Genomic DNA, 24,582 nt, shown 5'->3' with positions numbered 1-24,582 from the left:
CGTACTCGGGTCCAATTCACTGAGACCCGGTTTGGGCGCACGATAAGACAGTGTTGGTCGCAAATGGCACCGTTTCGCCAGGACGAAGGAGAGGGGGCAGGGATGGCATCTAGAAACACCATGCTGCACGGAAAAACAGCACAGGGCCTTACCCTGATGAACTGACCTTCATGGGGAGTATCAAGCCCCATTGTGTCGCCCGGGAGGTACCAAACACTTCAAAGCCCGCTTTCTTATACGCTGAAATGGCACGAGTGTTGTCCGGGTGGGGATCGGTCGCAACGACCGGAACGCCGGCCTCGAACAGTGCCTTCAGGTGCTGCGCGATAAACGCAGGGCCGTGCCCTTTACCTGTCATGTCTGCTTCGCCGATGTACTGATCAATGCCCCGAGATCCCTTGGGTAGCGAGAAAAAATGGTGATCTTCCCAGCCGTGAACGCTGTAGTCCTGCAAGTAGGCGAAAGGGCGCTGGGTTGTCTCAACAATCCAGCGCTTCACCCGCGTGTCTTTGAGTTTTTGCGCAGTAAAGGGCTCGGCCGTGTCCCACCACTTGCGGACATGTGGTCGCGACTGCCATTCCGCCAAGAGAGGTAGATCTGCCGGGGTCACTTCTCGAAAAGTGTAACGTTCGCTTGCTGACATATCAGAACAATATCATACAGACATAAGCACCGGCGTCAGGCGCGTCGATACTGTGTGCGGTTCAGACTAGCTGCGAGAACTGCAGTGTTTTTCGGGTAATAACCTAGTAATAACAGTAGCTTATGAACTTGTTCGGGAAGGGGTGTCCAATCCGGATCTGTGATCTGCCGGAGATGAGAGGCATTGTTTGAGGCAGGTTTTGAACCGCCGCAAAGGCCATTTTCACTCGGCAACGACTTCTTTTCCGGGGGCATTTGGCTGGGAAAAGATGCTGATTTGATTAGATTTAATGGTAAGATTTGATTGGAAAAGCAACCGTGGACAATATGGAAATCGACCGAAACACAGTTGCGCTCCTCATACGCCAGCAGTTTCCACATCTTGACCATCTACCAATTGAACCGGCTTCCCAACAGGGCTGGGACAACGCCACCTTCAGGCTCGGTGATGCTCTTTCCGTGCGTCTGCCACGAAATGAATCCTATGCCGAAGCAGTGAAGAAAGAAGCGCGTGCGCTGGCTGTCTTGAGTGAGCATCTGTCCGTTGAAGTGCCGAGTGTCGTCTCTGTCGGCCTGCCAAGCGAGACATTTCCGCTACCGTGGTCGATAAGGCGTTGGGTCGAGGGAGATACACTTGAAAGCGCTGACGGTGTAAATCCGGAAACAATCGCGGTTTCGCTTGGCAAAACCCTGTGCGATTTGAGCGCGATCGATACGGGTGGCGGGCTCCTTGCAGGCAAGCACTCATTCTATCGTGGTTGTCATCCCAGCGCTTACGGCGACGAAGTTCAAACGAGTTTGGATATCCTCGGCAGCAAGGTGGACGCAGTGCGGTGCCTTGAGGTCTGGCTGCGTGGCATGACGTCAGCCTGGACGGCCAGACCTGTCTGGTTCCACGGAGATGTAGCGGTCGGAAACATCATCGTAACCAAAAGCGTCGTCAAAGCTCTCATAGATTTTGGAACCTTCGGTATCGGTGATCCTGCCTGTGACTTCGTTATGGCCTGGACGTATTTCGACCCCGAAAGCCGGAAGAATTTCCGGGATGCGTGCGAGTTAGATGATCAGACCTGGCAACGGGCCAGAGCATGGGCGCTTTGGAAAGCTCTGGTTTGCATGTCCGGTCTTTCAAGCCCGGACACCGATGGAACGCAAGCCAAAGCTCTGCAAGCTATCTGCAATGACGTCGACTAGCCGACACAGCCAAGGTCCAGAGCTGGAGCAATGGTGAGAAAGCCCGATAGGTGACATTTGTTGCTGGGACGATGGAGGGCTCCCAATCCACATCTGTAATTCGCATAATCAATATTATGGAACATTAATAGTTAGACGTGTTTGCCTTGCTTTGCCAATGCCTTAGTGTCGGATCCGATTGGCGTTGCCAGTCAGTTTGTGTTGCGGAGCGTCATTCCGCCCATCAGTCGTGCTGTCGTATAGATCAATCGCTGTCGTTCGCGTCGATCACCTTGCGGGCGATTTCAAAGGAAAAGCCCGCCCGGCACATTGCAGCCAGATCCTTGTCGCGCCGGTCATCTCGCGTTCGTGTGGTTCTGTATGGACCAAGCCGTCTGCGTCTTGCGAAGATCCGAGCGGCTTCCTCGTCGCTGCGTTCGTCTTGTGCCAGCACCGTGTGTATCGTTTCTCTGTCAACGCCTTTGGCAGCCAACTGAGCTTCGATTTTTCGCGTTGAGCCACCGCGGCGCCGCAGCCCGGCAGTTTTGGTTTCCGCGTAGGTCTTGTCGTTGACGAGACCTGTCTGAACGCACTTTTCAACGACCGCATCAATCAGGTCGGCATAGTCGGCCGGATCGAGTTCCAGGCTCATGCAGGCTTTCAAAACCTTGCGTTCAAGAACCTTGCGAAGATTGGCGGCCGATGTCGCATAGCGTTCCAGGTAATGAAGCGCAGACTTGATCAGCCGATCTTCCGTCGGTTGTTTGTAGCGTGGCTTACCAGCCATCGGTGGTTAGAGCGCTTTCTTTGCCTGTGCCTGTGTCTTCAACGGACAGGAGCATACCATCATAGGCAGGTTCTATGGTTTCAGGCAGTTCCGATGACAGGACTTTGTAGTCCAAGTCATTGTGAAGATTGGTGAAAATGGTGCGTTTGGGAGCAATTCTGGAAGTCCAGGACAGCGCATCCGCCAGGCAGAAATGGCTTGGATGAGGTCTGCGGCGCAAGCAATCCAGGATCAGAAGATCCAGGTATTTCAACTGGTTGAGGCTGTTCTCCGGAATGTCCGAGACATCGGGGATGTAAGCTGTGTCACCAATGCGAAATCCGAGTGCATTGATCTCTCCGTGGACAACCTCGAAAGGGTCGAAGGTGATCGGACCGCCGTTTCCCTCAATGGTGACTGCTGTATCCGGACGAAGATCACGGCGTTCCAGAATGGGCGGATAGTTGGAGCCTGCCGGTGTTTCAAAGCAGTAGCTGAACGCTGTGAGTGCCCTCGCGCTTGTCGCTTCGTCCATATAGACGGGAACTCTTTTGCCGGATTGCACCCAAAAGGCCCGCAAATCGTCGATACCGTGCAGATGATCGGCATGCGAATGTGTATAGACAACCGCGTCCAGGTGCTTGACGTTGGCAGCCAGCAATTGCGACCTGATGTCGGGTCCGCTGTCTATCAACACCGTTGTGCACTCGTTATCCACACGCTTTTCCACAAGAAGCGCACAGCGGCTGCGGCGGTTCTTCGGTTCGCGGGGATCGCAATCGCCCCAATCATTGCCGACACGCGGCACGCCTCCGGAAGAGCCGCATCCTAGAATGGTCAGCGTCAAGGTCATGAAGCAATCGCTTTTGTCTGCAGGTTCTGACGAGGCACCTTGCTGAAGAGCCTGAAGAAATTCTCTGTGGTCTGCCGAGCTATCTCTTCTTCCGAAACGCCCCTGGTTTCCGCCAGAACCGCTGCAGTCATCGCTGTATAGGCTGGTTCGTTACGTTTGCCGCGTCTCGGCTGCGGTGCGAGATATGGGGCGTCGGTTTCCACCAACAACCGGTCAGCCGGCAATTCTCGGGCTATGTCACGGATCTCTTCCGAGCGCTTGAAAGTCAAAATTCCGGAAAAGGACACATAAAGGCCAAGCTCTATTCCGGTCAGTGCAAGGTCTCGGCCGGACGAAAAGCAATGCAGCAGGGCCGGGAAGGCCCCCTTCCCCATTTCTTCGCGCAAGATGGCTGCCATATCGTCATCCGCGTCGCGTGAATGAATGACCAATGGCAAGCCGGTGCGCCGTGCGGCTTCTATGTGGATGCGAAGGCCTTCCGCCTGTGCATCGCGCGGAGCCTTGTCATAGAAGTAGTCGAGACCGGCCTCACCGATGGCGACCACCTTGGGGTGGTTCGCCAATTGCACGATTTCATCGGCTGGAATGCCGCGCTCCGTGCCGGCGTTGTGCGGATGGGTGCCAACGGAACAATAGACTTCCGGATATTCCTCGGCGATTGCCAGAACCTGGTCAAACTTGCGGATGTGGGTGCAGATGCTGACCATCAGTTCCACGCCGGCCGCCTTGGCCCGCGCGATCAGATCGGCACGTTCACCGTCAAAATCCGGGAAATCGAGATGGCAGTGGCTGTCGACAAGCATTGAGGATCCAAATGAGTTTGATCGGTATGGCGCATATAGGTGTTGCTGCCGCCTTTTAACAAGAGAATCGGGGCTTGCCCAAGTCACGAACTCTCGCTTGTGACGATTTCCAATCTGTGTTGCCGCCTGGTGGGCCTTGACGGGTCAGGCTGCGCGCAAAGCGAAGAAAAAATCCAGCACGACCTGTTTCTTGTCGAGATTGAGCGCGTCCGCATCCCGGATCGCCTTGTTCATTTTTTCCCAGATCTCGACGATCCCATGTGCGTCACGCACACCCTTGCCAAGATCCCGGCGCATACGGTCATGCAGCCAGATCTGAACGATGTGCTGGAAGCTTTCCCAATTGTCGGATTGGCCGCGTGCGGCCACCAGGTCCGCCAATGCATGCGCAGCGGCCAGGTCGAGCTGTTGCGGACGGTCGGCGAGCTGACGAACGCCCTTGGCTATTGCAAGACCATCTCCCGAAAGCAATGTGATGGCAGATCGCAAGCTGCCGTCGGCTGTCTGAGCGAGTTCACGAAGGTCATCCGCCGAGGCAACCGATCCGCCAGACAGGTCCTGCAGGCCCTGACCAACCTCCTGCTCGCTTAAGGGATCCAGATCGAGGCGCCGGCATCTGGACCGGATTGTCGGCAGCAGCCGGCCTGGTGCATGGCTCAGCACCAGGAACAGGCATCGTTGCGGTGGTTCTTCAAGGATCTTTAGGAGCGCGTTGGCGGAACTGATGTTCATGTCGTCCGCAGCATCGACAATGCAGATCCGCCAGGCCTTGGCGGATGCTGTGGTACCGAAGAAGGAAACGGTTCTGCGCACCTCATCCACCGGCAGGTCGGCTTTGAACCGTTTGGATTTCTCGTCCCAGGGTCGACGCAAATGCAGAATGTTCGGATGCCCGCCTGCCTTCAGCTGACGGGACACTGGATGGTCGGGCGCAACCGCAAGGTCGCGCGCGGCGGCAACCTGCTGTCCGAATCTGTCCGGATTTGCGATCACGAAACGCGCGAAACGAAAGGCAAGCGTTGCCTTTCCGATCCCCTTTGGACCACCCAGGATCCAGGCATGATGAAGCCGCTCGGACCTGTAGGCGTCCAGAAGAGCCTGTTCCGTTTTGGTGTGTCCGATCAGGATGTCCCGCTCATGGGGCAACGGATAGCCAGGAAGAGCATCAACTTCAGGAATGTCGATCGGTGCATTGGCACGGGCCATCAGTGCGCCTCTTCAGCAGTGACGCCCGATGCGCCGCCTTCATTCAGGTCGCCGGCAAAGGTTTCCTGCACGGCATTGCGAATGGCCGTTTCGACCTCGGCAGGCTCCTTGGCACCGTCGATCACGGCAAATCGGTAGGATTCGCTCCTGGCGAGTTCGAGGAAAAGTTCACGTCTTCGCTGATGGACCTTGAGCTCTTCCCCTTCGAACCTGTCCGGGCCACCGCTGTCATCCGTGCGAGAACGTTCCGCCACACGTCCAAGCCCGACTTCTACCGGAACGTCGATGAGGATCGTCAGGTCGGGATAGATGCCGGCAACCGCGGCCGTTTCCAGCAGTTTCAGATAGTCGCGATCGACGCCCGCCTCGCCCTGGTAAACCCAGGTCGAATCGGCGTAGCGGTCGCAGAGAACCCAGTCGCCACGCTCCAGCGCCGGTTTGATGGTGGTATCCACATGGTCCGCGCGTGCCGCGGCGAAAAGCATTGCTTCGCCGCGAGGACCGAGGTCCTTTGCGCCGCCAGACAACAGCATTGCACGGATCTTCTCAGCCCCTGGCGAGCCGCCTGGTTCGCGGGTTACGACAACGGATAGCCCCAGACCTTCAAGATAGGTTTTCAGGCGGGCGATCTGGGTCGATTTTCCGGCCCCCTCGCCACCTTCAAAGGTAATGAAATGTCCTGGCACCCTATCCCGGCTCCGCTAGTTCTTGTTGGTCTTTGTCACCGGCTTTAGCAGCAATTGCAATCTTTGTGCACCGTTTACCCGATCCAGCCGAACAGCAGCTCCTGCAGGCCGTCCAGAGCCCTGCCGATCATGGTGCCTTCCGCAACAGCGCCACCGGTTACCAATGGAGAGCGGTAGACGACCCCATCCTTGCCGATGACCCGGATTTCGCCAACCTGCTCTCCAGCGTTGACTGGCGCGGGGAGCGGTCCGTTGTAGATAACGCGTATCCTGTAATCGAGTGTGCCACCTCGCGGCAGCAGCACGTCAACGCTTTTCTCGGATACTAGCGGAACACTGCTGGTCACACCGCCAAACACCCGACCGTCCGCAACAACATCGCCCGCTGAAAACAATGTCTGAACGGAAAAATACTCCCAGGCGCCTTCGATGACCTCCTTGAGTGTCTGAAGGCGGTGTTTGTCCGACGAAAGACCCGCAACCGCAGCAATAACCCTGCGTCCATTCCTGTCCACCGAACCGAGGCCGGAATATCCTGATTCTGCATCATTGCCGCCGCCGAGGCCATCAAGGTTGCGGATTTCACCAAGCAAGGGGTTCTTGTTGCGCTGGAAAATCTTGTTCCAGGTGAATTCCGGGATAGCGAACATCGGATAAAGATCCGCGTGGTTCTCCAGAATGTACTCCGCAAGCCTTGCCTGATCACGGACAGTGGTCTGGCTTGGGACTTCCGGATAGCCAGTCGGGTTGCCGAAGCGGCTGTTCTTCATGCCGATGGATAGCGCGAATTCGTTCATGCGCACAGCAAACGCTTCTTCGGACCCGTCCAGGCATTCGGCAAGCACGATGGCGGAATCGTTGCCATTGTGAACCAGCAATCCCTTGAGCAAGTCTTCAACCGAAATATCGGATTTGATGGCGGCGAACATTGTGGCACCACGACCCGAGGGAGCGCCGCCGGTTCGCCAGGCGTGTTCGCTGACCTTGCAAGTCTGATCAAGCGAGAGATCGCCGTCTTTCACAGCCTTGAAAACCGTTGCCGCTGTCATGACCTTGGCGAGAGCGCCGGGAGCGAACGGCTGGTCAGGTTCCTTGGCAAAAAGGATTGTGCCGGAGCCGGGCTCATAGAGGAAAGCCATCGGAGCTTTCGTCACGATTGTTTCGGCTGCATTCCCTGGGAGAGCGAACGCAGAGACGACAAAAAAAGCAGAAAGCGCTCCTCGCCCTACAAGGCGACGAGACGCTTTCAAAAATCCGGATGCAATATATGCGGAGGCCATGAACCGCTTGCCCTATTTTTAGATACAGGCGCGGCGTGTGGAAGAAGCCGGACCTACTCCGGGTTCCGGGCCGATTAGCCGTCGTTTTCCAGTTTGACCACCAGCTCACGCATCGAAAGGCCCGTGTCGGACACATTTGAAAGCAGCGAATGCGCGTCGGAAATTCGGCGGTTCGCAGCAAATGAGGAAATTGCACTGCCTGACACGAGACCTGCGGACGTTCCCGGAGCCGGGACGCGCAGCACGCCGAGTGTTCCTTCCGCCGGCGCAAGAACCGGAGCGGAATAGGCCGATTCGACCGGCTCGAAGCGGTTGTTGGACGCAACTTCGATTGTCGGCTTGCCGGCTTCGAATGCCTGCGCCGGATCGAAGGCAACCGTCAAGGTGGTCTGCTTCGCCCGGAAAGCCGTGGTCGTGGATGCGGTGGTCAGATAAGGACGTGCGCTTGGCGCCGGAACAGCTCCGAAGGTGACCTGCGGCGTGATTTGCTGAGGCGCAACCTGCTGCGGTTCGGCCTGTGCCAGCATTGTGCCCGGCATTGTCGCGCCAGGTTCGACCGCACCTGGGCCACGGTAAGAGGCCATAAGGAAGCCTTCGTCCTGTCCGTGCAGCGGTGCACGGCCGACGTACTCGACCTTTACCTTGCCGATGCCGGCGCTCTTGGTGCCAAGCATCGTTGCCGCGCGTTCAGAGAGGTCGATGACGCGGTTGCCGTGGAATGGGCCGCGATCATTGACGCGAACGATCATCGAGCGGCCGTTTTCCACGTTCGTCACGCGGGCATAGGACGGCAGCGGCATCGTCGTGTGCGCAGCTGTAAGGGAGTTACGGTCGAAAACCTCGCCGTTGGCTGTCTTGCGACCGTGGAAAGTCGGTCCATACCAGGAAGCCAGGCCGGTCTTCTTGTAGTCCGGATCTTCCTTTGGGTAGTACCACTTGCCGGCAATCTTGTATTTCTTGCCGACGATATAGCGTCCGCCACCCTTCGGCACGGGTTGGCCTTCAGCAACCATTTTCGGGCTGCCTTTGACACCATATTTTTCCGGGCTGAATTTTGATTTCTGCTGCTGCGGCGCGGTGCTGCAGGCTGCCACGGCCGAAACCGCTGCTGCCACAATCAATCCCGTGCGCAACTGGGCGCTGAGTTTCCGTGCAGGACGCGATTTACCATCAAGCGTCACAGCTGGTTCCCCTGAAGACGTTCCTGCCACCTGGTTTGTCACCCGGCAAGATTTCCCGCCTGTCCCTTGCATACTGCCGTCCTACTCACTTACGCGCTGGCGGCCCCGCAGCTCACGCGATCATTCCGGCGTGTGGTTCGGTCCACACCGGTTTTCAAGGCATTGTTCCGATCTTCAGATCAGTCCCCGCAAGACGCACTAGCCCCCGCTGCACATCCCGCATATGCCCTTGTTAAAGCGTAGTTTTATTACTTCAAAGTAAACTGCCCGTCGAGGCCGCCGCGTTGCCCAAATTCAACTCTCCACCGGATTCAGGCGACCCGAGGTTCATTTCTCAAAGGCTGTTTGTTGTAACAGTCTGAAATATATGACTAAAAACTGCGTCAATTTGCCTGTCGCCGGCTGTTGCGCACAGGACACAGGTGAGAAGAAATCGTCATTCGGATCAGTTGTGACGTACATCACATTCAGACCTGTCAAATCAGCCTAGGGTGAACTCATTGCTGATGACCGCCCTGTCACAGCAATGCTGGACCCCACCTCCAGCTTCGGCCGCCGGTTCAAAACCCTGCCCACGACACCGGACCGGCGGCCCCTACCCTTTGGCGATGTTCCTGCGCCCGCACTGCCCGTCCTGCCCCTGTGTGCAAGCGGCGCGGGAACATCCCAAAGGAGCTTGATTTCCCCACACATCCACACGATTTCGCCCGCCTGAACTTCATGCTGGTGATTCCGGCTTGACTTTCCGAGTTAGAAAAAGGAAACGGTTTGCACAGCCGGGCCGCCAAGGCACCGGCATGGTGAGGTGGCCGAGTGGTTTAAGGCAGCGGTCTTGAAAACCGCCGTGCGTGAGAGCGTACCGTGGGTTCGAATCCCACCCTCACCGCCATTTAGGTCGCCATGAATGGCTGATTTTCAACAATTCCTTGCTTATTGCGACTCGATGACTTAGTCCGATGACTTAACGGATGACCTAATCGAGGCAAACATGCGCGATCCGGCGAACAAGAATCTCAAGAAGCGACCGAATGGATTCTGGCACTTCCAGCGGATGAAGCCGGCCGATGTGAGAGACCGCCTGGGCGGCGGGAAATTCGTCCAGATCGCTCTCGGCACGGACTCGTTGATTGAAGCGCGGCGCAAACGTGACGTGATCAACATGCAGCTTGATGCTGAGTGGGCCGCACTGCGCGGTGATCCGGCGGACTATCTGCGCGCAAAGGAGTTGCTGCCAAAGCGTGAAGCCATTGCCGGATTGCCAACTGATCCGGCGATGCGTGAGATGCTTGTCGATATGGTGCGCCAGCAGCTTCACCAGATGTTTGCAGGGGTTGATGCAAATGCGGCTCAGGAGCTCCTTGCTGCTTCCCCAGATGATATTGCCGCCAAGTTTATGGAAGCTCACCCGGCAGCCATCCAGGCAACAGCCAATTCGCTCAAGTCCGCGCCCACGCCGGCAGCGGCGGCATTTGTCATGGAAGGCGCTCAAAAGGCGGCACTTTCCAAAGCTGGCTTTGCACCGGATCAGGTTGCCGATGCGGTCAAACAGGTTTCCGGTGAAGCAGCCGGCTCTCATGACACCAAGGTGTCGAAGGCCGTGGTGTCTTACCTAAGTCGCGAGGCTGCCGTGTTCACCAGCGCCCATTCACCAAATCAGAAAAAGGTCTTCGAAAACCAGAAACGCAGATCTGCCTCGCGTTTTGTCGAAGTTGTCGGCGATCTGCCTGTGCTTGAAATCACGCGCAAGGATGCCCAAAAGTTTTTCGATTTCTGGCATGGGCGGATCTACAGTCCGGCGCCTGGAGAAAAAAAATACAGCGCCAACTCTGGCTCTAAAGAGATCGGCGACATGAAACTGATCTGGCAGGCATTCGCGGATCGTGAGCAGAGTGATGCGAAAAATCCGTTTGATCGGCTGTCGTTCAAGATTGTGCGACGCAGGAAGCTTGCCTATAGCCGTGATTGGGTGGCTAACAAATGGCTGAAGGGCGATGGCCTCGCCGGTATGAATGACGAATTGCGCCGGATCTTGCTTCTGCTTGTTGAGACGGGTTCAAACCCTGCAGAGATCCTCCGAATGCCCCTGGAGCGTTTCCGCGTTGATGACAAAATTCCGCATCTGATCGTTGACCACCTTGGTGATGAGGACACCACGCGGGGTCGGGTTAAGACCGATTTTAGAATCCGGCAAGTGCCTCTCGTTGGTGTTGCCCTTCCGGCTGCGAAGGCACTTGTGAAGTCCGGCGGGATTCAGCGCTACTGGGATGCAAGCGGAAGCTTCAGCGCTGCGTGTAACAAATTTCTGAGCGAGAATGAGCTTCAGCAAGAGGGCCGGACGGTTGGCTGCCTGCGGCATAGTGTGATTGAGGCGCTGAAAAATATAGGCGTCGAAGGCGATCTCCGCCGCGAAATTGCGGGGCACAGTGGCGGCGCTGATGTGCACAGCGAGCACTATGGCAGGTTCTCGCTAGACAAAAAACTGGACGCCATGAAATGCATCGCACTGCCCTTTGATCTGAAGTTTGTTTAAGCGGGACACCTATTTGAAACTGAAGTATTCTAATTGACCGGCTGGTTTGCGGCATGAGAGACTCAACTCAGAATTGATTTTGGAGTTGAGCCAAGAGATGCCTGAGAAAGACGTTTTCAATCTTCATGTCACTGAAATTGGTGCAGTGCTCGATAGAGGTAATGCCAAGTATATAGCGTCACTTCAGCTTGCAGCAGCATATGGTCAGATCGCACTTCGGAGTGCTCTTGTCTTGAATGGCGGGGCACTGTTTGCAGGCTTGGCATTTATGGGGGCTATTGCGAAAGGAGATAGTCTCCAGTCAATCTCAACGGGATTTTTTGCGGCTAGTGCTTGTTTTGTCTTCGGAATTTTTGGAGCGGCTCTGGGCTCTTTCGCTGCGTACAAAAACTTTATTCATGGGGCTGAATGGATCGTTTTCGATACTGAGATCGAGGCAACGGAAAAATCAAAAAAGTATTTTTCAAGCTATTATATGGAGAATCGCGAAGAATACGAAAATACACAATTAAAAAATACGAATAAACGGGATGATGTTGGAAAGAAACTAGATCAGACTGCACTTTTTTCGACGGTACTAGGTATTTCGTCTTATATTTTCTTCACCGTTGGGTGCATTGTTGTCGGTGGAACGGTTGCCACTGCTTAGTACGAGGTGAGTCTAGGATGCCGCGCACTCCACCCAGTACAGACCCAATCACGGTGGCTTTCGCCCGCGAGGCCAGCTGCCAACTTATCATCGATTGCCTGCAGTGCGCCTATTCTGAAGTGTTGCCTCTGGACGGTTTCCCGCCTGATGCATTTGTCATGGACCTGCATAAGGGGCGTGGTTGGCGATGCCCTCGATGCGGTGGCACGGCGCTGGAGACGCGACCGAAATATCCGTCAAAGGAAGAGCGTAGCGTTCACTTGATTGGATTGGAAGAGAAATGAGACTTATGAGATCTAGTGGATCGCCTCTCGAACGCATCGCCTTGCCCTTCGATACGGCGATTGTGCGAAAGGACGGGTCCTCATGAAGAAACTCGCACACCAACAAGCAGGTGAATTAGGCGAGGCCTTGGCGCTGGCGAAATTGAACACGTTGGACCTTGCGGCGTACAGCAGTCCTCCAGGAGCTCCTGGGCATGACCTGGTTGTCGTTAGCAATGGGCGCGCGCATTCGATTGAAGTGAAAACCCGTCAATTTGCTAAGTCGGAATCAGAAATTGGCCGCTGGCCGGTCGATATGAAAACGAAAGCGGGTGCAGACTTTTTCCTTTTCGTCGCGCTCGATATTCGAACTATGACACCTAGTTTCTATCTGCTCACACGCGAACAAGCTTTATCCTGCCACAAGGATTATTCCGGCTCTGGGAACTGCGTACCAAGCGCGGTAAGGGCGACCGTGGCTGCGAACGATTTTCGTGCTCTGTTATGATGCGTTCTCCACCCAGCACAAGGCCTGTAACAGTAGACTTCCCTAGCGATGCTGGCTGTTGGATGATTATAGATTGCCGACAATCAGCTTCCGAAGAAGTACTGCCGATTGATCAACTCCCGCCAGACGCTTAAGTGAAAAGTCTTCACGAGGGGCGCGTTTGGCGCTGCCCGCGCTTTGGTGGTCAGCATCTAGAATCTTGCCCGAAGTATCCTTTAAGGAAAGAGCTTAGGGGGCACTTGATTTGGTTGGAGACAGGTTGATTATCCTGTCCCCGGCACCGAAAGCGCGAGAATAGTAGCCCACCTAAGACTCTTGGCTTTACTACTAATTTGAAGGCCCTTCATCAGAAGGTCTAAGATAAAGAGCTTTCAATATTAAGTATATTGACTTTCTGTCAAATGCATCAGCCACGAGATATGAAAGTATATCATGTCTCATATCTTCGGTCATTCTCTGCGTGTATGGAGATGATTTATCTATTCTATTTGCTTCAAACCAATTTATTATCAAAGTACAAAAATCGAGCGCGACAATTGCCTCTCTTCCGTCAATTAAATCTTGTTTTGCTTTTTCGAAGAGCTCTTCAGGGCCATTGAAGCTATAATCAATATCTTCATGGTATTCATGCTCGTACAAGTTACCAAAAAATGGCTCCGAACAGAGGGCGTAAAGCAGAAGAGCGCAGATTTTTAGATGGGAAAGCTCGGTAGTGCTTTCATGAATCTCATTATCTAGCCAGTCTTGATGACTTTCCACCCACTGCTCATGGATCTGCTTAAGAGTATTAGGTATGAAGTCACCATACACTCCATAAACCTTCATGCAAACAAAGCAGAACCTTCTGAAGTCATAATTAAATTCCTCAAAGTTGTCCAGCCACTCATCTAGTTTGTTTTTGTTAAAATCAATCATCCGATTCACTCTACAGCCGAATCAGAACTTAATAACAAAAAAGGCGGAAGAAATCATTCTTCCGCCTATCCATTTAGTTGATTCTTTTTTTGGCACTACTGCCGAGCGTCATGTATCATTTCTAAAGTCGAAATGAACCCGAGAGTGGGTGCAGGATTATCTTTGATGGTAGCGCGTCCGTTCGGATAAAGTTTCCTAAACCGCGAAATATCACGCGGGAGCGCTTCGCTTTCTTTCCGCTTCGGGTCAATGCAAACTTCCTGCATGACTACTTAATCCTTCAAATCCAACCAATGCCTCGGCGAATATATAGCTGATCAGGGATTGTCAACAAATAACAATCAACCTTCTATCACACATTCGTTTCTGCATCAGTTCCATTAATAAAACGTTGATCTCTGTCACTGGTTCCTTATTTATTCGGAGCGACGCTTCACCATTGCACTGCGAACGGACTTCGTCAACACCCGCCTTGTTGCGCCGGGCCGGCAGAAAACCGCGAATCTAGCAGCCAATCCAATGCGCTCGCAGCCACCACCATGCCGATACGCTGCAGCTCCGGAAAAGCATCCTCGTAGCTCTTGCAACGCGGGTTCAACTCCAGATCGATGCTCACAGACCTCATCGCGAGCCGGTGCTCAGACCGGGCATGCCCCATGCGCTCTGACCGGACGCCCAGCAGCTTGGAGTACATCTTGCCAAGCGCCTGGGCGCCTGGGTTATTCGCACGATCCAGCAGCAACTCGAGCACGCTACCCTCAAACTCATCGAGCGCGGCCTCGAGCTGAGCATCAGTCTGCCGGCTCGCAGCGTCACTGGTCAGGCCAAGCTCGAGGATCACTTCGACACTGTGCGTCACGCCATCCCAGGCATTCATACTGGTCTGCGGCACGCCGCCTGCGCGATCGATCGTCACCAGAATGAACGGGCATTGCCGATCAGCGGCATGGAACTGGATCTCATCAGACTTCGTGTCGAACACCATGCCCTTGGCGATTGTGGGATAAGGCTGGCGCCCCTGATTGCTCAGGAGCGCGACGATTGCCTGCCGCAGGTCTCTCCGCTGCCTGGCGCTCATTGATGCACAACCGGCTTAGAGCCGCCAAACTGACCACCCTGCGCGCGGGCAGCCTTTGCGGCGCGGGCAGCAGCGACGGCATCGGCATGATTTGCGCTGTTGGCGGCCGGCGCGTCCTGCTCCGCCTCATCACCAGACACCATGCCGGCGCGGGCATAGGTCCGGTGCTTCTGCGCCGAATCTGCGGGCTTGCCGTATTTGGCGGTGCGGATAGAGCGCGCGGTGGCACGGGCTGCTTCAACCGCGGATTCATCAACGCCAGGGCGCTGCTGGGCGGCTGCCGCGAGGTTCGCGGCCTTCTTCTTGTCCCAGGCGATCTGTTCGGCCTGCACCTCTGCCAGATCGATGCCGGCGGCTGCGAGGCGCTGCTCGAAGGAGTCGACGGCTGCAGTGGAGGATTCCGACGCGAGTGCGGCCGGCGCAGCGGGCACCTGCGCACACTTGGTCACCAAAAAACCAGCCTCAAGCAGCAGTTTGGTACCTTTTCGCGCATCCGCTGCCTCATTCGTGGCGAAGGTGTTAGAGCAGCCTGCCGCGAGTTTTGCCGCCTTCACTTCCGCAAAGACTTCATTGAAAATAGACATGTCAGTTACTCCACGATGGTCGCGGTGAGAAACGACACATCCGGGCTGCCGGTGTCGTTCTGGATCTGCCGCGCGAACTTAAGCACCTGATCGAAGTACCGGGAATAGTGCCCGTCCTCGTCCTTCTCGCCTGTGAAGGTCAGGAAGTCGCCCGGCGCGATGTCGATGCGGTCTTTGTCCACCGACTGGCGCCAGGCTTTGTGAACCTTGCGCCGCGCCGCGTTGTCGAGGCCCACTGTGTAGTAGGCTGCGAGCAGGTTCTGATCGCCGTTGTCCGACGTGAAGCTTACCCTGCACGCCTTGCGGTGATGAGTGTTCTCGATTGTTACAGTAGCCATTGGATTCCCTCTGTTAGGATGCGTTCTGTTCGTATTTCGCGGCAGTCTCGGCATCCACCCAGGCACCAGCGAAACCATCATGCCCAGGAGCTTCGCGGCACCAGACCTTTGACGGCTGGATCTCGCCGATCTGCGAGACGCTCAGCGCGTCACCATGGCCGGCAGATGCGATGCGGTGCAGATCTGCGTTGCGCTGCTCAAGGCCGACAGCCTGGAAGCGGCCGGCATTGATTGCGGCTTTCGTTTCTGCCTGCTCTTCCATGACGCGCAGCTGGGCCAGGGTGATGCCCTGGGTCCGCGCGTCGAGTTCTTCCTGGGCGCGCTCGCTGATGTCGCGGTCGGTGAACCGGCCGGCGCGGATCATGCGGGCGGCCTCCGGCGCGTCTGCCAGGGCATCCAGGGCCTGTTCCAGGGCGGCCTGAGCCTGGAGCGCGGTGTCCAGGCGCTTCTGCAACGTCCTCTGGCCAGCAAGGGCTGCCTTGATGCCTGCCTGCCTCTCTGCGTCGGCAGCCTCTTGCTCAGCGGCCTCCTGCAGGCCTGGGATTGCGTCACAGATGCTGGTCAGCACAGCCTCGGCGCCACGGATCTCGGACTCGAGATCGGCCTGCTCAGCTCGGAGCTTGGTAACTGTTGCGCTGGAGCCCTCGCCCAGGCCGATGGCGATTTCCGCATCAATGATCTGATCGGCGATACTATCGCGTACGATCTTATTTTGAACGATCAGATTTTCGAGCTCGAGCACGCGAGCTTTTGCGACTGAGAGCTTGTCGGCCGCCGTCTTCTGTTTGTCGCCGAACAGGCGGGTTATGATGTTCATTGTCAGTTTCCTTGTTGGTTTCGTTCGGTGTTGCGTTTGTTGCGTTCGGCTGCCAATTCCAGCCAAAAGCTGATCTTGTCTGCTGTCATCTGCTCGACCTCTGAGGGGCTGATGCCGCCTCCGAACACAAGCTCCGCAGCCGCCTTCTTGAGATCGTCTGCAGGAGCGTTGTGAACCTCGATTGCAGCGGCTTCGATGACCTGCATAGCTTTGCGTGACGGCAGCTGATCGATAGCCGACTCCGGCACATCCGCGAGAAGCACTGCCCAGTCAGCGGCAAGCTGGTAATCGAAATTGCCGTTACTGACCGGCGAGGCCGGGCCGGAGACGATCTCCGCAAAGGTCGGCGACCTGATAGTCACGCTGGCCAGCTGAGCACCGTTGTGCTCGATTGGATGGTCTAGCGCGATTTTCACTTTGAGAGCTCCTTGGGTGTCGGCCCGGTCATCCGCTGGATGTCGTCAATGTGATACCGTTGACGGCCACCAATTTTGCGAGGTTTCGGGTCGAGTCCCTGAGAGCGCCACCTTTCCATGGTTCGCACCGAGACACCGAGAAGGCGGGCTGCCTCGGCGGTGCCGATTAAGTTGGTCATGATTTCTCCGAAAATTTCGGGGGCGCAGCGAAGCAATAACCACGCCCCCGATCTTCAATTGCGCAGCTTTTACCGCGCCAATAATCGTATTGTGCAGAATGCCGACAAAAAACGTCAACCCCCGACACTTATTGCTTACTTGGTCTAGACCGAAGTAAATAACATCAATTCAAATTACTATTGAATAGAACAAGAAAAACCCCGCACCGCGGCGGGGTTTAGTCTTTAGAGTTGCGGATCGGCTAGGCCGCTGGAGCTCCAATTCGCAGAGCGTGGGGAGCCTGGGGCGGGGCTTGCGGGGGTGGCCCGGTTGCCCATGTTCGCCATCGCGCTGGGAATGGCGCCGGTGTTTGTGGCAATGGCTGGCAGGTAGCTGAGATATTGTTTGAGCTCCTGGATCTCGGCAGTCTGCTGGTCAATCTTGGCGTTCTGCTCATCGAGTTTCGCGCCCTGGTCAACCGAGCTGCTCGACAGCGTGTCGAGGCTGCGAGTCAGTGAGCTGTCGCCTGCCATCTCCCTGATCTGAGCGCCAGGGCCGCCAACATCGATCAGCGGAGTCCGTCGCTCGACCTTCGGAACCTGGAAGTTGTCATTCACCGGAGCTGGGAACGTCGGAATCTCTGGCGCCTGGGGAGCTGCCGGCGCATCAGACAGCGAAATCCCCGTCCAGCTCAGGGCATCATTGATCAGGCCGCGAACGGCTGAGCCGATGGCACTTGCCCAGGAGGCAACGCCAGCGACCACGTAGTCAACAAGGCCGGTCACAGCATTGGTGATCCCCTGCCCCCAGTCAGCAATTCCGGCAACCACGGAGTCGACCATCGAAGCGGCCTTCTCCTTGATGGCGGAGCCCATTTCAGAAACGGACTCAAGGTCCAGGCCTATGCTGCCCAGGAACTCGCCCCAGTTGCCGGCAAGGGTGGTCATCAGCTCAGACATGGCATCCTTGACGCCGTTGAAGGCAGTGCCGAAACCATCTGCGATCTTGCCGGCATCGAGCGTGAACACGCCCTCGATGACCTTGGCAAGCCCCTCAAACGATGTTGTCAGAATCGAGATGTTCGCCTCGACGACAGCGAGGATGTTGTCGAAGACAAGCCCCAGGCTGTTGGCGATGAAATCCCAGCCCTCTTTGAGCCCGTCACCCGGCAGGATGGCATCGAGGAATTTGCCGGCGGCAATCGCGAGTTTGTCGAATTTCTCGAAGACTGGCCCCAGATCCGGCAGGATGTTGACCACGCCGTCGCGGAATTTGCCCATGCCATCGAGAAACTGATCGAATGCTCCGGAGAAATCGCCTTGCAGCAGGCTTGAGAACGCGCCTTTCATCTTCTCCAGGCCCTCAGCAAATTTGCCGCCGGACAGATTATTCAGCGGCTCCCAGGCAAGATACAGCGCGCCGATGGCAGCTGCCGCTGCCAGCCCGTATGGACCCATGCGGCCAAGCATCGGCAGCATGCGGCCAAACCCAGCGGCAGCACCCTTCGCCATGCGCGCGATTGCGCCCCCGCTCTTGGCGGAAACCTTGCCCAGGGCGCCGATTGGCCCCAGGAGCAGGCCGATGCCTTTAGCGAGCAGTCGGACAGGCGCAAATACGAGCGCCAGGGCCTTGAAGCCAGCCGCAAGGCCGGTGACCGCGAAGCCAAGAGTCGCCAGCGCTGGCACGGCAATCGCAGCGGCACCGGTCAGCATGTTCAGCCCGGCAGCGAAATTTGGATTCGCCTTCGCGAAGTCGTTCATCCGATTGACAAGGCCGGTTAGTCCATCCACCAGCTTGGCGAAGGTCTCGCTGTTCGCCGCGCCAAGCGTGATATTGAAAGACGCCCAGGCGGACTGGAGCTGCTCCAGCTTGCGTGCCAGGGATTTGCTGGCTGTCTCGTTGTATCGTTCCGTCGCGCCGGCGCTTTTCTCGAGATCCTTGGTGTAGTCCTCGAACTCGTTGACCGACTGAAGGGCGGCAAGCATCGGGGCAAAGCGCTCTTTGCCGAAAATTTTCTCCATCTGGGCGATTGTGATCGCGCCAGAGTCGAGCAACTTGCGCATGTCCTTCATGAAGGCGGAGAAGTCGAAGCCCGTTGCGCGTGCCATCTCGCCAGAAAGGCGATCTCTCACCATGGACTCGGCCTCAGCGCCCAGCGAGCCCATCTCGTCTTGAATGAGGCGCAGGGCGTTATCCAGCCGGGTCGAAGCCTCTTTGCTGGTGTCGTTCAAAGCGGCCGCCACGGCATTGATTGAGCTATCGCTCAGCCCTGACAAGCCCGCACTCTGGGTTGCGGCTTTGATATTCTTGGCACCAACCTCACTGGATCCGCTCGCATATTTCTGCAGATCGACACCAATTGAATTGAGCGCTTGCTGGGCCTTTTTGGTCGGCGCGATCACGCGGAGCATGCCGGTTCTGAAGGCTTTTGCAGCTTCCGCGCCACGGAAACCATCATCGGCGATGGACATTTGCCAGGCAGCCATTTCCTCAAGACTCAGGCCCAGGGCCTTTGCCATCGGAATGGCGGTTTTCAAGTTGTTCGCCGCATCGGACATAGTCATGGCGGAGCCGGTTGCCATGGTGGTGACGATGTCGGCCGCTCGCGACAGCGCGGCGGTGTCAATAGAGCCGAAAGCACCCTGGGCAATGTTGGTCAGCCGATCTGCGTGTTGGGCTAAGCCATCAGTATCGACGCCGGCAGCCATGGCAGATTTGAGGATCGGCTCCATGCCACCGGAAATCTGCTCCAGGGTCGCGCCCATTCGAGCGAACTCCTGCTGCGCCTTGGCAATGTCGGTCGGCTTGAAAGTCGTTGTTTGCGACAGGGACAGCGCCCGTTCGGAAAGGCTGGCCATGTCCTTGTCGTTTGCCTGCAGCAGCGCCTGGGTTTTCTTCAGCTGATCTTCGAACTCCATGAATCCGCCAATCTGCTGGCGAAAAGCCTCGCCAGCAGCGAGGCCTCCACCAATTGCAGGCAGGCCAAGGCCGCCGGTGACGCCCTTCCCCATCGTCTGGAAGCGTTTCCCGACGCGATTGAGGCGGCGCTCGATCTGGTTTGCGGCGCCGTTTACGTTCGCGGTGATCTTGCGCAGAGTCGCGGAGACGCCGTCTAAGCCGTTGAACTTGATTGTTGAGATATGCAGCTTGGCCATTTACGCAGCCTCCTGCTCATCGGAGTCCAGCATCTCGACAACGGCGGAGCGGTTGACCTTGGGGTCTGCGATACCTTCAAGCATCTCCTGCTCACGGCGAAGCTGCTCGGCAACGTCGTCGAAGTCGAGCCCCAGCTGCTCGCATTCCCAGGCACGAGTCGTGATGCGGTTCTCGATGCGGCTCTCAGCAGCCCTTGCCTGTTTCACCGGGTCGGGGTGCAGGCGGTGACCACCGTTCCAAGTCGAATTGCAGAGCGCGGCGCGGTTCTCGTAAAACGAGACGTTGCCCGGCAGCAGGTCTGGCTCGCGGATGAACAGCTCCTCGAGCCAGCACTCAAAGACACCCTGGCAGAACGCGCCAAGAACGCGATTGCGCCGGCCGCCCTGGTGCCCCTGCTCCATGCCCAGGCTCAGCTGGCCGCCGGAGTAGGAAAGCTGAGAATAGTCCCCGGTTAGTTGCTCGAGTGACATTCCACCGGCGCCACGGGCCACCTCCCGGTTGAGCGTGCGCGCAAAGGGCTCATAGTCCGCATTAATGCCGGCAGCAGTCTTGTACTCGAGATCCTCATTCGGCAGCAGGTGGATTGTCTTGGTGCCGGCCGCGTCGAGGGTCTTTTTGTTTCCATAGAAGCCGGCTTTGACGCCCTGCCACTCAGCCAAAACGTCACCAAAGCCCGCGCCGGACTCGCCTGTGCTGCCGCCCAGGACGGCCATGGCCTGGTCGTAATTGAGCTCAGATTTCACTATCATGGCAAAGGCCGTTTGAGCTATCGCAGCACGCAGTGATGCATCGCTCAAGTCACCTTGTCTCTTGGCAGCCTCAGCTGCAGCAGCGATCAAAGACACCCCTCTGGTCTGTTCCGGGTCGAGCGGGTCAAAGTGGTGATGCACCAACTTACGGCCGGTGCTCCCGTGCGGCTTTACGCCAACAGCCTTATTGCGGCCGCGCACGTTGAGCCGGTCGCGCGGGTTCGTGTCCCAGATGAAATATTCGGTCGGCCTGCCGTTCTTATCGCGGCGAATACCTGCGCGCACGTCGTCCATCGAATGCGCGTTGTCGGGGTCCGCAAGCCGGTTCGGGCTGATCAGGTGAACTGCGGTCATGCAGGTGTCGGGGCCGCGATTCTTGATCGACTTGGTGACGGCCAGGATCTCGCCGGTGATCAGGAAGGATCGGGCAGCCTGTGTCTGGAGGGCTACCCAGTTATGGCGGCCGGAGGCGTCCACCAGATTGCGGCTGTCGCTGGTGTATTCCTTCCACCGGGACTCGACGGCGCGGGCAAGCTCGCGGGCTTGCTCTTGGGAGATGCCCAGGCGCTCAGCATTCGGCTGATAGCTGAGCGACAGGCCGCGCGGGCCGACAAGCATTGTCGTATGATGCTCCAGGGCGCCGGCTGCGAAACCATCACGTCTGACAAGCTCGGCTATGCGGGCCTCGACGAAATCGCGAGCGCCCAGTGCGTGGCCATCACCGGAGAGGTGCGGCGGGTTCCAAGCAGCATCTGTGACCGCGCGGCTGCGTTCGTTGTGCGGGGTTCCGTAGCCGGTCTCACTGGCTCCAAAGAAGCTTTTCAGTCTATTCCAGACCATTGTCATTCCTCGATAATTGTTGCGTTTTCGGCGGTGTGTTTCGCCGATCTGCAACAATTGTGCGGGGCGCGCATAACAATGATCAAGGCAGCGCTAGGCCGCAGATTCGAGGTTGAATCAGGCTGGAGGGCGCGCAAAAGAAAAGCCCCCGCCTGGGAGGCAAGGGGCTCAACTCACACACATCGCAACCGTCATAAGGAAAATGACTATTCGAGAATGCGGCACGCGCCGAAGAAAAGTCAAATCAGCCGTTCAACATGGTGCCCAGCTTGGCGAGACGCTCGGAGGGGCTGGGTTTTTTCGTGCCGGCGGCGGGGCTGCCGTGGTGGACTGTTAGGGCGTTGCGGAGCTCTTTCCAATTTGGGCGCTGAGACTGAGCCGCCGCGCAGGCATAGGAAACGCAGTCGAGCACTTCATTTCGAACGCCTGGGATTGGCTCAAAAACAGCGACAGCACGCCCACCGACACGCTTGAACACGCGCTTCTCACCCAGTAGCTGCTCGACGATCTCATCGCGCGCGATAGATTCAGCGAGCATTAAGGCACCTGGCTCTGTGGTCGGGGCAACGAGTCGCTGAAAGACGAACGTTTTTGCCGCATTTGATCCAATGATCTGGAGCCCGGCAGCTCCGGCCTTCTGCTTGCTCTGCGTCCTGCGCCACATTGCAGACTCCATCGCCCTGCCCTTGATTGGATGCACGTTATTCCTGGGCGCGCAGAAGGCATAAGCCTGATCAGTGAAGGCCGACGAATCCACGGCGGCGATGCTGAAGCCGATCTGACCGCCAAGCTCATGTTGCCAAGTCTGTTTCAGCAGTTTGTCGAGGGCATCCCATCCCTCTCCAAAGCTCGGGTCAATCGTCGGATCATGCGGCGCCACAATGTGGTCGAGCAGGACGATTCCGCCGCCATCTTCCGGTGCCTGGAAGCCCAGGATTGACGCCTCCCAGCGATCCGCCTGGAGATCGACACCAACAGCAAGCTGGAGGATGTCGGCCGGCACCAGATCCATGCCGCAGGAGCGCGTGCGTGCCTTAACCGTTCGGATGTCGAGCTCATCCAGAGACATGCTCCACGGCAAACCCTCGACCGTGTTGACGAATGTTTGCTGAGTTTCGGGCGATTTTTTCGCCCCGAGCCACTCAGCCACCAGTCTCGCCCAACTCGCGCGCGGGAATGGGCTATAAAGCGTGTTGATGAAAAAGCCAGCCTTTCCGTTTCCGGCGTTCTCGGGTGCGTGGGCGATCCATTCGCCGGCCTCAAGCATCGCTTTTTTGTGCTGCTCTTCGAATAGCTCACCACAATGCGAGCATTGATACCGAATGTCTGCGGACTCCAGCCGGGTCGCTGGCCATTCTGATGGAACTAGGGCCTTGACTGCATGGCCATCTGCGCGCAGTTGCTTGAATTTGAGATCCTGCATTGCCCCGCAACACGGCGCCGGCACATGGAAGTGCCTCTGATCGGTCGCCAGAAAGCGTTCGGTGATGATGTCAGTCTCAGCCTCAACAGGGGTAGAGGCGATGTAGGCAAACGCCCTGGAGCTGTTCTGCAGGCGGCGGAGCGCCAGGGAGAGCGGATCGCCCTCGCCGCCATTCTTGATGGCGTCGTTATAGGCAGCCACCTCATCGGCGCAGACCGTATCGAGGTTGTGTCGGCGCAGTGTTCGCGGGCTCGCGGCGAACATGTATCTGAGAGATCCGCTTGGGAACGTCTTCAGAAGCAGGTTGTCGGTTGTCGCGAAATCGAGCTTTGCTTTGACCGGTTGACATGATGACAGACTGGTCGCGAGCACATCGCTTGCGAAGTCGCGCCCGTCAGCCTCTGTCGGCAGGGTTATAGCCATGTAACCACCCTGCTCTGCGATCTGGTAGTTGATTCCGGCGGTCATCAGCATGGTCGCTCCGACGCGGGCCGACTTCATGAAAACGCACTCTTCAATCTGCGGATCGCTGAAGGTGTCCAGAATCTCACGCTGATATGGGATGAGCCGCACCTTACTGCCGTTCTCGACATGGTGCAGCTCAGCCCACTCGCTGGCAGTCAGATTCTGCGGCGGTCGGAACTCCTGCAATGCGGTGACGGCCAGGAGCGCGGCCTTTGCCGCATCAAAGCACTTATGATCTGGCTGCGCGGTCATTTGCGATTGTCTTTCGCGGCAGCGTCGATCAACGATTCAGCATCTTGCAGAACGCGCTTTTTCAGCAGGTCGGGGATGCGGGCGGAGTCGTCGGCCAAATCTTGCAAGACTTGGTGGCAAGCCTCAGTGATGGCGGCCTGATCGGATCTCGTTAAGCCATGGAGTCGGCTGCTGAGGGCTGCCGGCATCGACAGGATTCGAGTCCTGGCAGTGCTGCAAACGACATTGATCGCGGCCTGCATAGTCTCGCGGTCGACTAGGTCGCCTTGCATCTGATTAAGCTTGGCTTCGATGAGCTGCCGCTGCGCGCGTTTGAGAAGTGCGGATTCCCTTACTGCGTCGATCTGGCTGTCATCGCCGGCAGCGTCAACAGATCGACCGGCTGCGGCCTCGCGGAGTCGTTCGTTGTTTTCACGAACGGCGGCTTGCAGGTTGTAGCGCACGGGGCGTTTCGTGCCAGGGATAGCGGTCAGTCTGCGCTCACGGCGGAGCTCTGAGAGTGTTGTGCGTGACATTCCCAAAAAGCCAGCCAAGGCAGTCTCTGTCACCTCAATTTGTGCGAGGTTTTCAGTGTCTTGTGTCATTTTACGTGTCCGGTTTGCGTGTTTATTTATTGTCGCGGACGACACATAAAAATGTAAACCGGAGCGCCGGGGTGCGATTCCGCGCCCCATTTTCTATTTTCATAGTTTCGAATAGTTGACCGCGGTCATTTTATTTGAGCTGACGATTTTCAATCGCGCACAACTGCGTCGCGCGCGATATGTTCTGACACAATCAAAACTCGCAGAAATCCGCCGAAAAAAGCCGGTGCCCCGTCGATAAAAACCGATTATTTGAGCGATAGAAT

23 protein-coding genes and 1 tRNA gene are annotated in these 24,582 nt (G+C 57.0%); 5 read left to right on the top strand and 19 right to left on the bottom strand.

From position 1 onward, the window contains the following. Positions 1-148 precede the first annotated feature (148 nt). Positions 149-643, bottom strand: a complete 495-nt coding sequence (locus tag ACYQ6M_RS14345) for a GNAT family N-acetyltransferase (RefSeq protein ID WP_460074424.1) — start codon at positions 641-643, stop codon at positions 149-151. A gap of 326 nt (positions 644-969) precedes the next feature. On the opposite strand from ACYQ6M_RS14345, the gene ACYQ6M_RS14340 reads away from it, so the two are divergent. After that, complete coding sequence (locus ACYQ6M_RS14340) at positions 970-1,836, top strand: aminoglycoside phosphotransferase family protein (protein WP_460074636.1); 867 nt, start codon at positions 970-972, stop codon at positions 1,834-1,836. Between the two features lie 244 nt (positions 1,837-2,080). Here ACYQ6M_RS14340 and ACYQ6M_RS14335 read toward each other — a convergent pair whose 3' ends face one another. The 7 genes from ACYQ6M_RS14335 to ACYQ6M_RS14305 all read right to left on the bottom strand — a co-directional run bounded on the left by ACYQ6M_RS14335 (position 2,081) and on the right by ACYQ6M_RS14305 (position 8,590). After that, positions 2,081-2,602: a regulatory protein RecX gene (locus tag ACYQ6M_RS14335; protein ID WP_228868111.1), complete on the bottom strand. Its 522-nt coding sequence runs from the start codon at positions 2,600-2,602 to the stop codon at positions 2,081-2,083. Further along, complete coding sequence (locus ACYQ6M_RS14330) at positions 2,592-3,434, bottom strand: MBL fold metallo-hydrolase (RefSeq protein WP_460074423.1); 843 nt, start codon at positions 3,432-3,434, stop codon at positions 2,592-2,594. Before ACYQ6M_RS14330 ends, ACYQ6M_RS14335 begins: the two co-directional genes overlap by 11 nt. Beyond that, positions 3,431-4,237, bottom strand: a complete 807-nt coding sequence (locus ACYQ6M_RS14325; protein ID WP_460074422.1) for a TatD family hydrolase — start codon at positions 4,235-4,237, stop codon at positions 3,431-3,433. The genes ACYQ6M_RS14330 and ACYQ6M_RS14325 overlap by 4 nt, the downstream gene beginning before the upstream one ends. 144 nt (positions 4,238-4,381) lie before the next feature. Continuing rightward, positions 4,382-5,443, bottom strand: coding sequence for a DNA polymerase III subunit delta' (locus tag ACYQ6M_RS14320; RefSeq protein WP_228868117.1), 1,062 nt, complete (start codon positions 5,441-5,443; stop codon positions 4,382-4,384). Next, positions 5,443-6,129, bottom strand: a complete 687-nt coding sequence (gene tmk / locus ACYQ6M_RS14315) for a dTMP kinase (RefSeq protein WP_055654335.1) — start codon at positions 6,127-6,129, stop codon at positions 5,443-5,445. Before tmk ends, ACYQ6M_RS14320 begins: the two co-directional genes overlap by 1 nt. 74 nt (positions 6,130-6,203) lie before the next feature. Then, on the bottom strand, positions 6,204-7,283 hold the full coding sequence (locus ACYQ6M_RS14310) for a D-alanyl-D-alanine carboxypeptidase family protein (RefSeq protein WP_209009500.1): 1,080 nt from the start codon (positions 7,281-7,283) through the stop codon (positions 6,204-6,206). A 200-nt stretch (positions 7,284-7,483) separates the two neighbouring features. After that, entirely contained in the window at positions 7,484-8,590 is a 1,107-nt protein-coding gene (locus ACYQ6M_RS14305; protein WP_460074421.1) for a septal ring lytic transglycosylase RlpA family protein, read from the bottom strand. Positions 8,591-9,389: 799 nt separating this feature from the next. Between ACYQ6M_RS14305 and ACYQ6M_RS14300 the strand changes: the two genes are divergently transcribed. From ACYQ6M_RS14300 to ACYQ6M_RS14285, 4 genes are all read left to right on the top strand, one after another. Continuing rightward, positions 9,390-9,479, top strand: a tRNA-Ser gene (locus ACYQ6M_RS14300). Positions 9,480-9,578: 99 nt separating this feature from the next. Then, entirely contained in the window at positions 9,579-11,120 is a 1,542-nt protein-coding gene (locus ACYQ6M_RS14295) for a DUF6538 domain-containing protein (RefSeq protein ID WP_460074420.1), read from the top strand. A 97-nt stretch (positions 11,121-11,217) separates the two neighbouring features. Next, complete coding sequence (locus ACYQ6M_RS14290) at positions 11,218-11,769, top strand: hypothetical protein (RefSeq protein ID WP_460074419.1); 552 nt, start codon at positions 11,218-11,220, stop codon at positions 11,767-11,769. Positions 11,770-12,135: 366 nt separating this feature from the next. Beyond that, positions 12,136-12,540, top strand: coding sequence for a hypothetical protein (locus ACYQ6M_RS14285; protein ID WP_460074418.1), 405 nt, complete (start codon positions 12,136-12,138; stop codon positions 12,538-12,540). Between the two features lie 327 nt (positions 12,541-12,867). On the opposite strand, the gene ACYQ6M_RS14280 is transcribed toward ACYQ6M_RS14285, so the two are convergent. The 11 genes from ACYQ6M_RS14280 to ACYQ6M_RS14230 form a co-directional block, all read right to left on the bottom strand. After that, the gene (locus tag ACYQ6M_RS14280; protein ID WP_460074417.1) at positions 12,868-13,455 is read right to left on the bottom strand and encodes a hypothetical protein; all 588 of its coding nucleotides are present in this window, start codon (positions 13,453-13,455) and stop codon (positions 12,868-12,870) included. 460 nt (positions 13,456-13,915) lie between these two features. Continuing rightward, the gene (locus ACYQ6M_RS14275) at positions 13,916-14,533 is read right to left on the bottom strand and encodes a hypothetical protein (protein WP_460074416.1); all 618 of its coding nucleotides are present in this window, start codon (positions 14,531-14,533) and stop codon (positions 13,916-13,918) included. After that, positions 14,530-15,117 carry a hypothetical protein gene (locus ACYQ6M_RS14270; RefSeq protein ID WP_460074415.1) on the bottom strand — a complete coding sequence of 196 codons (588 nt, stop codon included), beginning with the start codon at positions 15,115-15,117 and terminating at the stop codon, positions 14,530-14,532. The genes ACYQ6M_RS14275 and ACYQ6M_RS14270 overlap by 4 nt, the downstream gene beginning before the upstream one ends. A gap of 5 nt (positions 15,118-15,122) precedes the next feature. Then, on the bottom strand, positions 15,123-15,455 hold the full coding sequence (locus tag ACYQ6M_RS14265) for a hypothetical protein (protein WP_460074414.1): 333 nt from the start codon (positions 15,453-15,455) through the stop codon (positions 15,123-15,125). Positions 15,456-15,468: 13 nt separating this feature from the next. Further along, positions 15,469-16,272, bottom strand: a complete 804-nt coding sequence (locus ACYQ6M_RS14260) for a hypothetical protein (RefSeq protein ID WP_460074413.1) — start codon at positions 16,270-16,272, stop codon at positions 15,469-15,471. Between the two features lie 2 nt (positions 16,273-16,274). Continuing rightward, positions 16,275-16,688 carry a phage tail assembly protein gene (locus tag ACYQ6M_RS14255; RefSeq protein WP_460074412.1) on the bottom strand — a complete coding sequence of 138 codons (414 nt, stop codon included), beginning with the start codon at positions 16,686-16,688 and terminating at the stop codon, positions 16,275-16,277. Next, the gene (locus ACYQ6M_RS14250; RefSeq protein WP_460074411.1) at positions 16,685-16,867 is read right to left on the bottom strand and encodes a helix-turn-helix transcriptional regulator; all 183 of its coding nucleotides are present in this window, start codon (positions 16,865-16,867) and stop codon (positions 16,685-16,687) included. The genes ACYQ6M_RS14255 and ACYQ6M_RS14250 overlap by 4 nt, the downstream gene beginning before the upstream one ends. 225 nt (positions 16,868-17,092) lie before the next feature. Next, positions 17,093-20,002: a phage tail tape measure protein gene (locus tag ACYQ6M_RS14245; protein WP_460074410.1), complete on the bottom strand. Its 2,910-nt coding sequence runs from the start codon at positions 20,000-20,002 to the stop codon at positions 17,093-17,095. Then, a complete protein-coding gene (locus ACYQ6M_RS14240) occupies positions 20,003-21,592 on the bottom strand; it encodes a phage portal protein (RefSeq protein WP_460074409.1) in 1,590 nt (529 codons plus the stop codon). It abuts the gene before it with no gap. 244 nt (positions 21,593-21,836) lie between these two features. Beyond that, positions 21,837-23,732: a terminase gpA endonuclease subunit gene (locus tag ACYQ6M_RS14235; RefSeq protein ID WP_460074408.1), complete on the bottom strand. Its 1,896-nt coding sequence runs from the start codon at positions 23,730-23,732 to the stop codon at positions 21,837-21,839. Beyond that, positions 23,729-24,316 carry a hypothetical protein gene (locus tag ACYQ6M_RS14230; protein WP_460074407.1) on the bottom strand — a complete coding sequence of 196 codons (588 nt, stop codon included), beginning with the start codon at positions 24,314-24,316 and terminating at the stop codon, positions 23,729-23,731. Before ACYQ6M_RS14230 ends, ACYQ6M_RS14235 begins: the two co-directional genes overlap by 4 nt. Between the last annotated feature and the right edge of the window lie 266 nt (positions 24,317-24,582).

The organism is Roseibium sp. ROS1, assembly GCF_054658215.1.
The sequence above is the reverse complement of the archived record's forward strand: the minus strand, read 5'-3'. Positions and strand labels throughout refer to the sequence as shown.

Excerpts from the sequence above, each read along its gene's own strand:
- ACYQ6M_RS14295 (WP_460074420.1), top strand. The coding sequence starts at position 9,579 with ATGCGCGATCCGGCGAACAAGAATCTCAAGAAGCGACCGAATGGATTC.
- ACYQ6M_RS14330 (WP_460074423.1), bottom strand. The coding sequence starts at position 3,434 with ATGACCTTGACGCTGACCATTCTAGGATGCGGCTCTTCCGGAGGCGTG.
- ACYQ6M_RS14290 (WP_460074419.1), top strand. The coding sequence starts at position 11,218 with ATGCCTGAGAAAGACGTTTTCAATCTTCATGTCACTGAAATTGGTGCA.
- ACYQ6M_RS14285 (WP_460074418.1), top strand. The coding sequence starts at position 12,136 with ATGAAGAAACTCGCACACCAACAAGCAGGTGAATTAGGCGAGGCCTTG.
- ACYQ6M_RS14335 (WP_228868111.1), bottom strand. The coding sequence starts at position 2,602 with ATGGCTGGTAAGCCACGCTACAAACAACCGACGGAAGATCGGCTGATC.
- ACYQ6M_RS14240 (WP_460074409.1), bottom strand. The coding sequence starts at position 21,592 with ATGGTCTGGAATAGACTGAAAAGCTTCTTTGGAGCCAGTGAGACCGGC.
- ACYQ6M_RS14260 (WP_460074413.1), bottom strand. The coding sequence starts at position 16,272 with ATGAACATCATAACCCGCCTGTTCGGCGACAAACAGAAGACGGCGGCC.
- ACYQ6M_RS14275 (WP_460074416.1), bottom strand. The coding sequence starts at position 14,533 with ATGAGCGCCAGGCAGCGGAGAGACCTGCGGCAGGCAATCGTCGCGCTC.
- ACYQ6M_RS14265 (WP_460074414.1), bottom strand. The coding sequence starts at position 15,455 with ATGGCTACTGTAACAATCGAGAACACTCATCACCGCAAGGCGTGCAGG.
- ACYQ6M_RS14250 (WP_460074411.1), bottom strand. The coding sequence starts at position 16,867 with ATGACCAACTTAATCGGCACCGCCGAGGCAGCCCGCCTTCTCGGTGTC.
- ACYQ6M_RS14325 (WP_460074422.1), bottom strand. The coding sequence starts at position 4,237 with ATGCTTGTCGACAGCCACTGCCATCTCGATTTCCCGGATTTTGACGGT.
- ACYQ6M_RS14280 (WP_460074417.1), bottom strand. The coding sequence starts at position 13,455 with ATGATTGATTTTAACAAAAACAAACTAGATGAGTGGCTGGACAACTTT.
- ACYQ6M_RS14320 (WP_228868117.1), bottom strand. The coding sequence starts at position 5,443 with ATGGCCCGTGCCAATGCACCGATCGACATTCCTGAAGTTGATGCTCTT.
- ACYQ6M_RS14245 (WP_460074410.1), bottom strand. The coding sequence starts at position 20,002 with ATGGCCAAGCTGCATATCTCAACAATCAAGTTCAACGGCTTAGACGGC.
- ACYQ6M_RS14230 (WP_460074407.1), bottom strand. The coding sequence starts at position 24,316 with ATGACACAAGACACTGAAAACCTCGCACAAATTGAGGTGACAGAGACT.
- ACYQ6M_RS14340 (WP_460074636.1), top strand. The coding sequence starts at position 970 with ATGGAAATCGACCGAAACACAGTTGCGCTCCTCATACGCCAGCAGTTT.
- ACYQ6M_RS14235 (WP_460074408.1), bottom strand. The coding sequence starts at position 23,732 with ATGACCGCGCAGCCAGATCATAAGTGCTTTGATGCGGCAAAGGCCGCG.
- ACYQ6M_RS14270 (WP_460074415.1), bottom strand. The coding sequence starts at position 15,117 with ATGTCTATTTTCAATGAAGTCTTTGCGGAAGTGAAGGCGGCAAAACTC.
- ACYQ6M_RS14345 (WP_460074424.1), bottom strand. The coding sequence starts at position 643 with ATGTCAGCAAGCGAACGTTACACTTTTCGAGAAGTGACCCCGGCAGAT.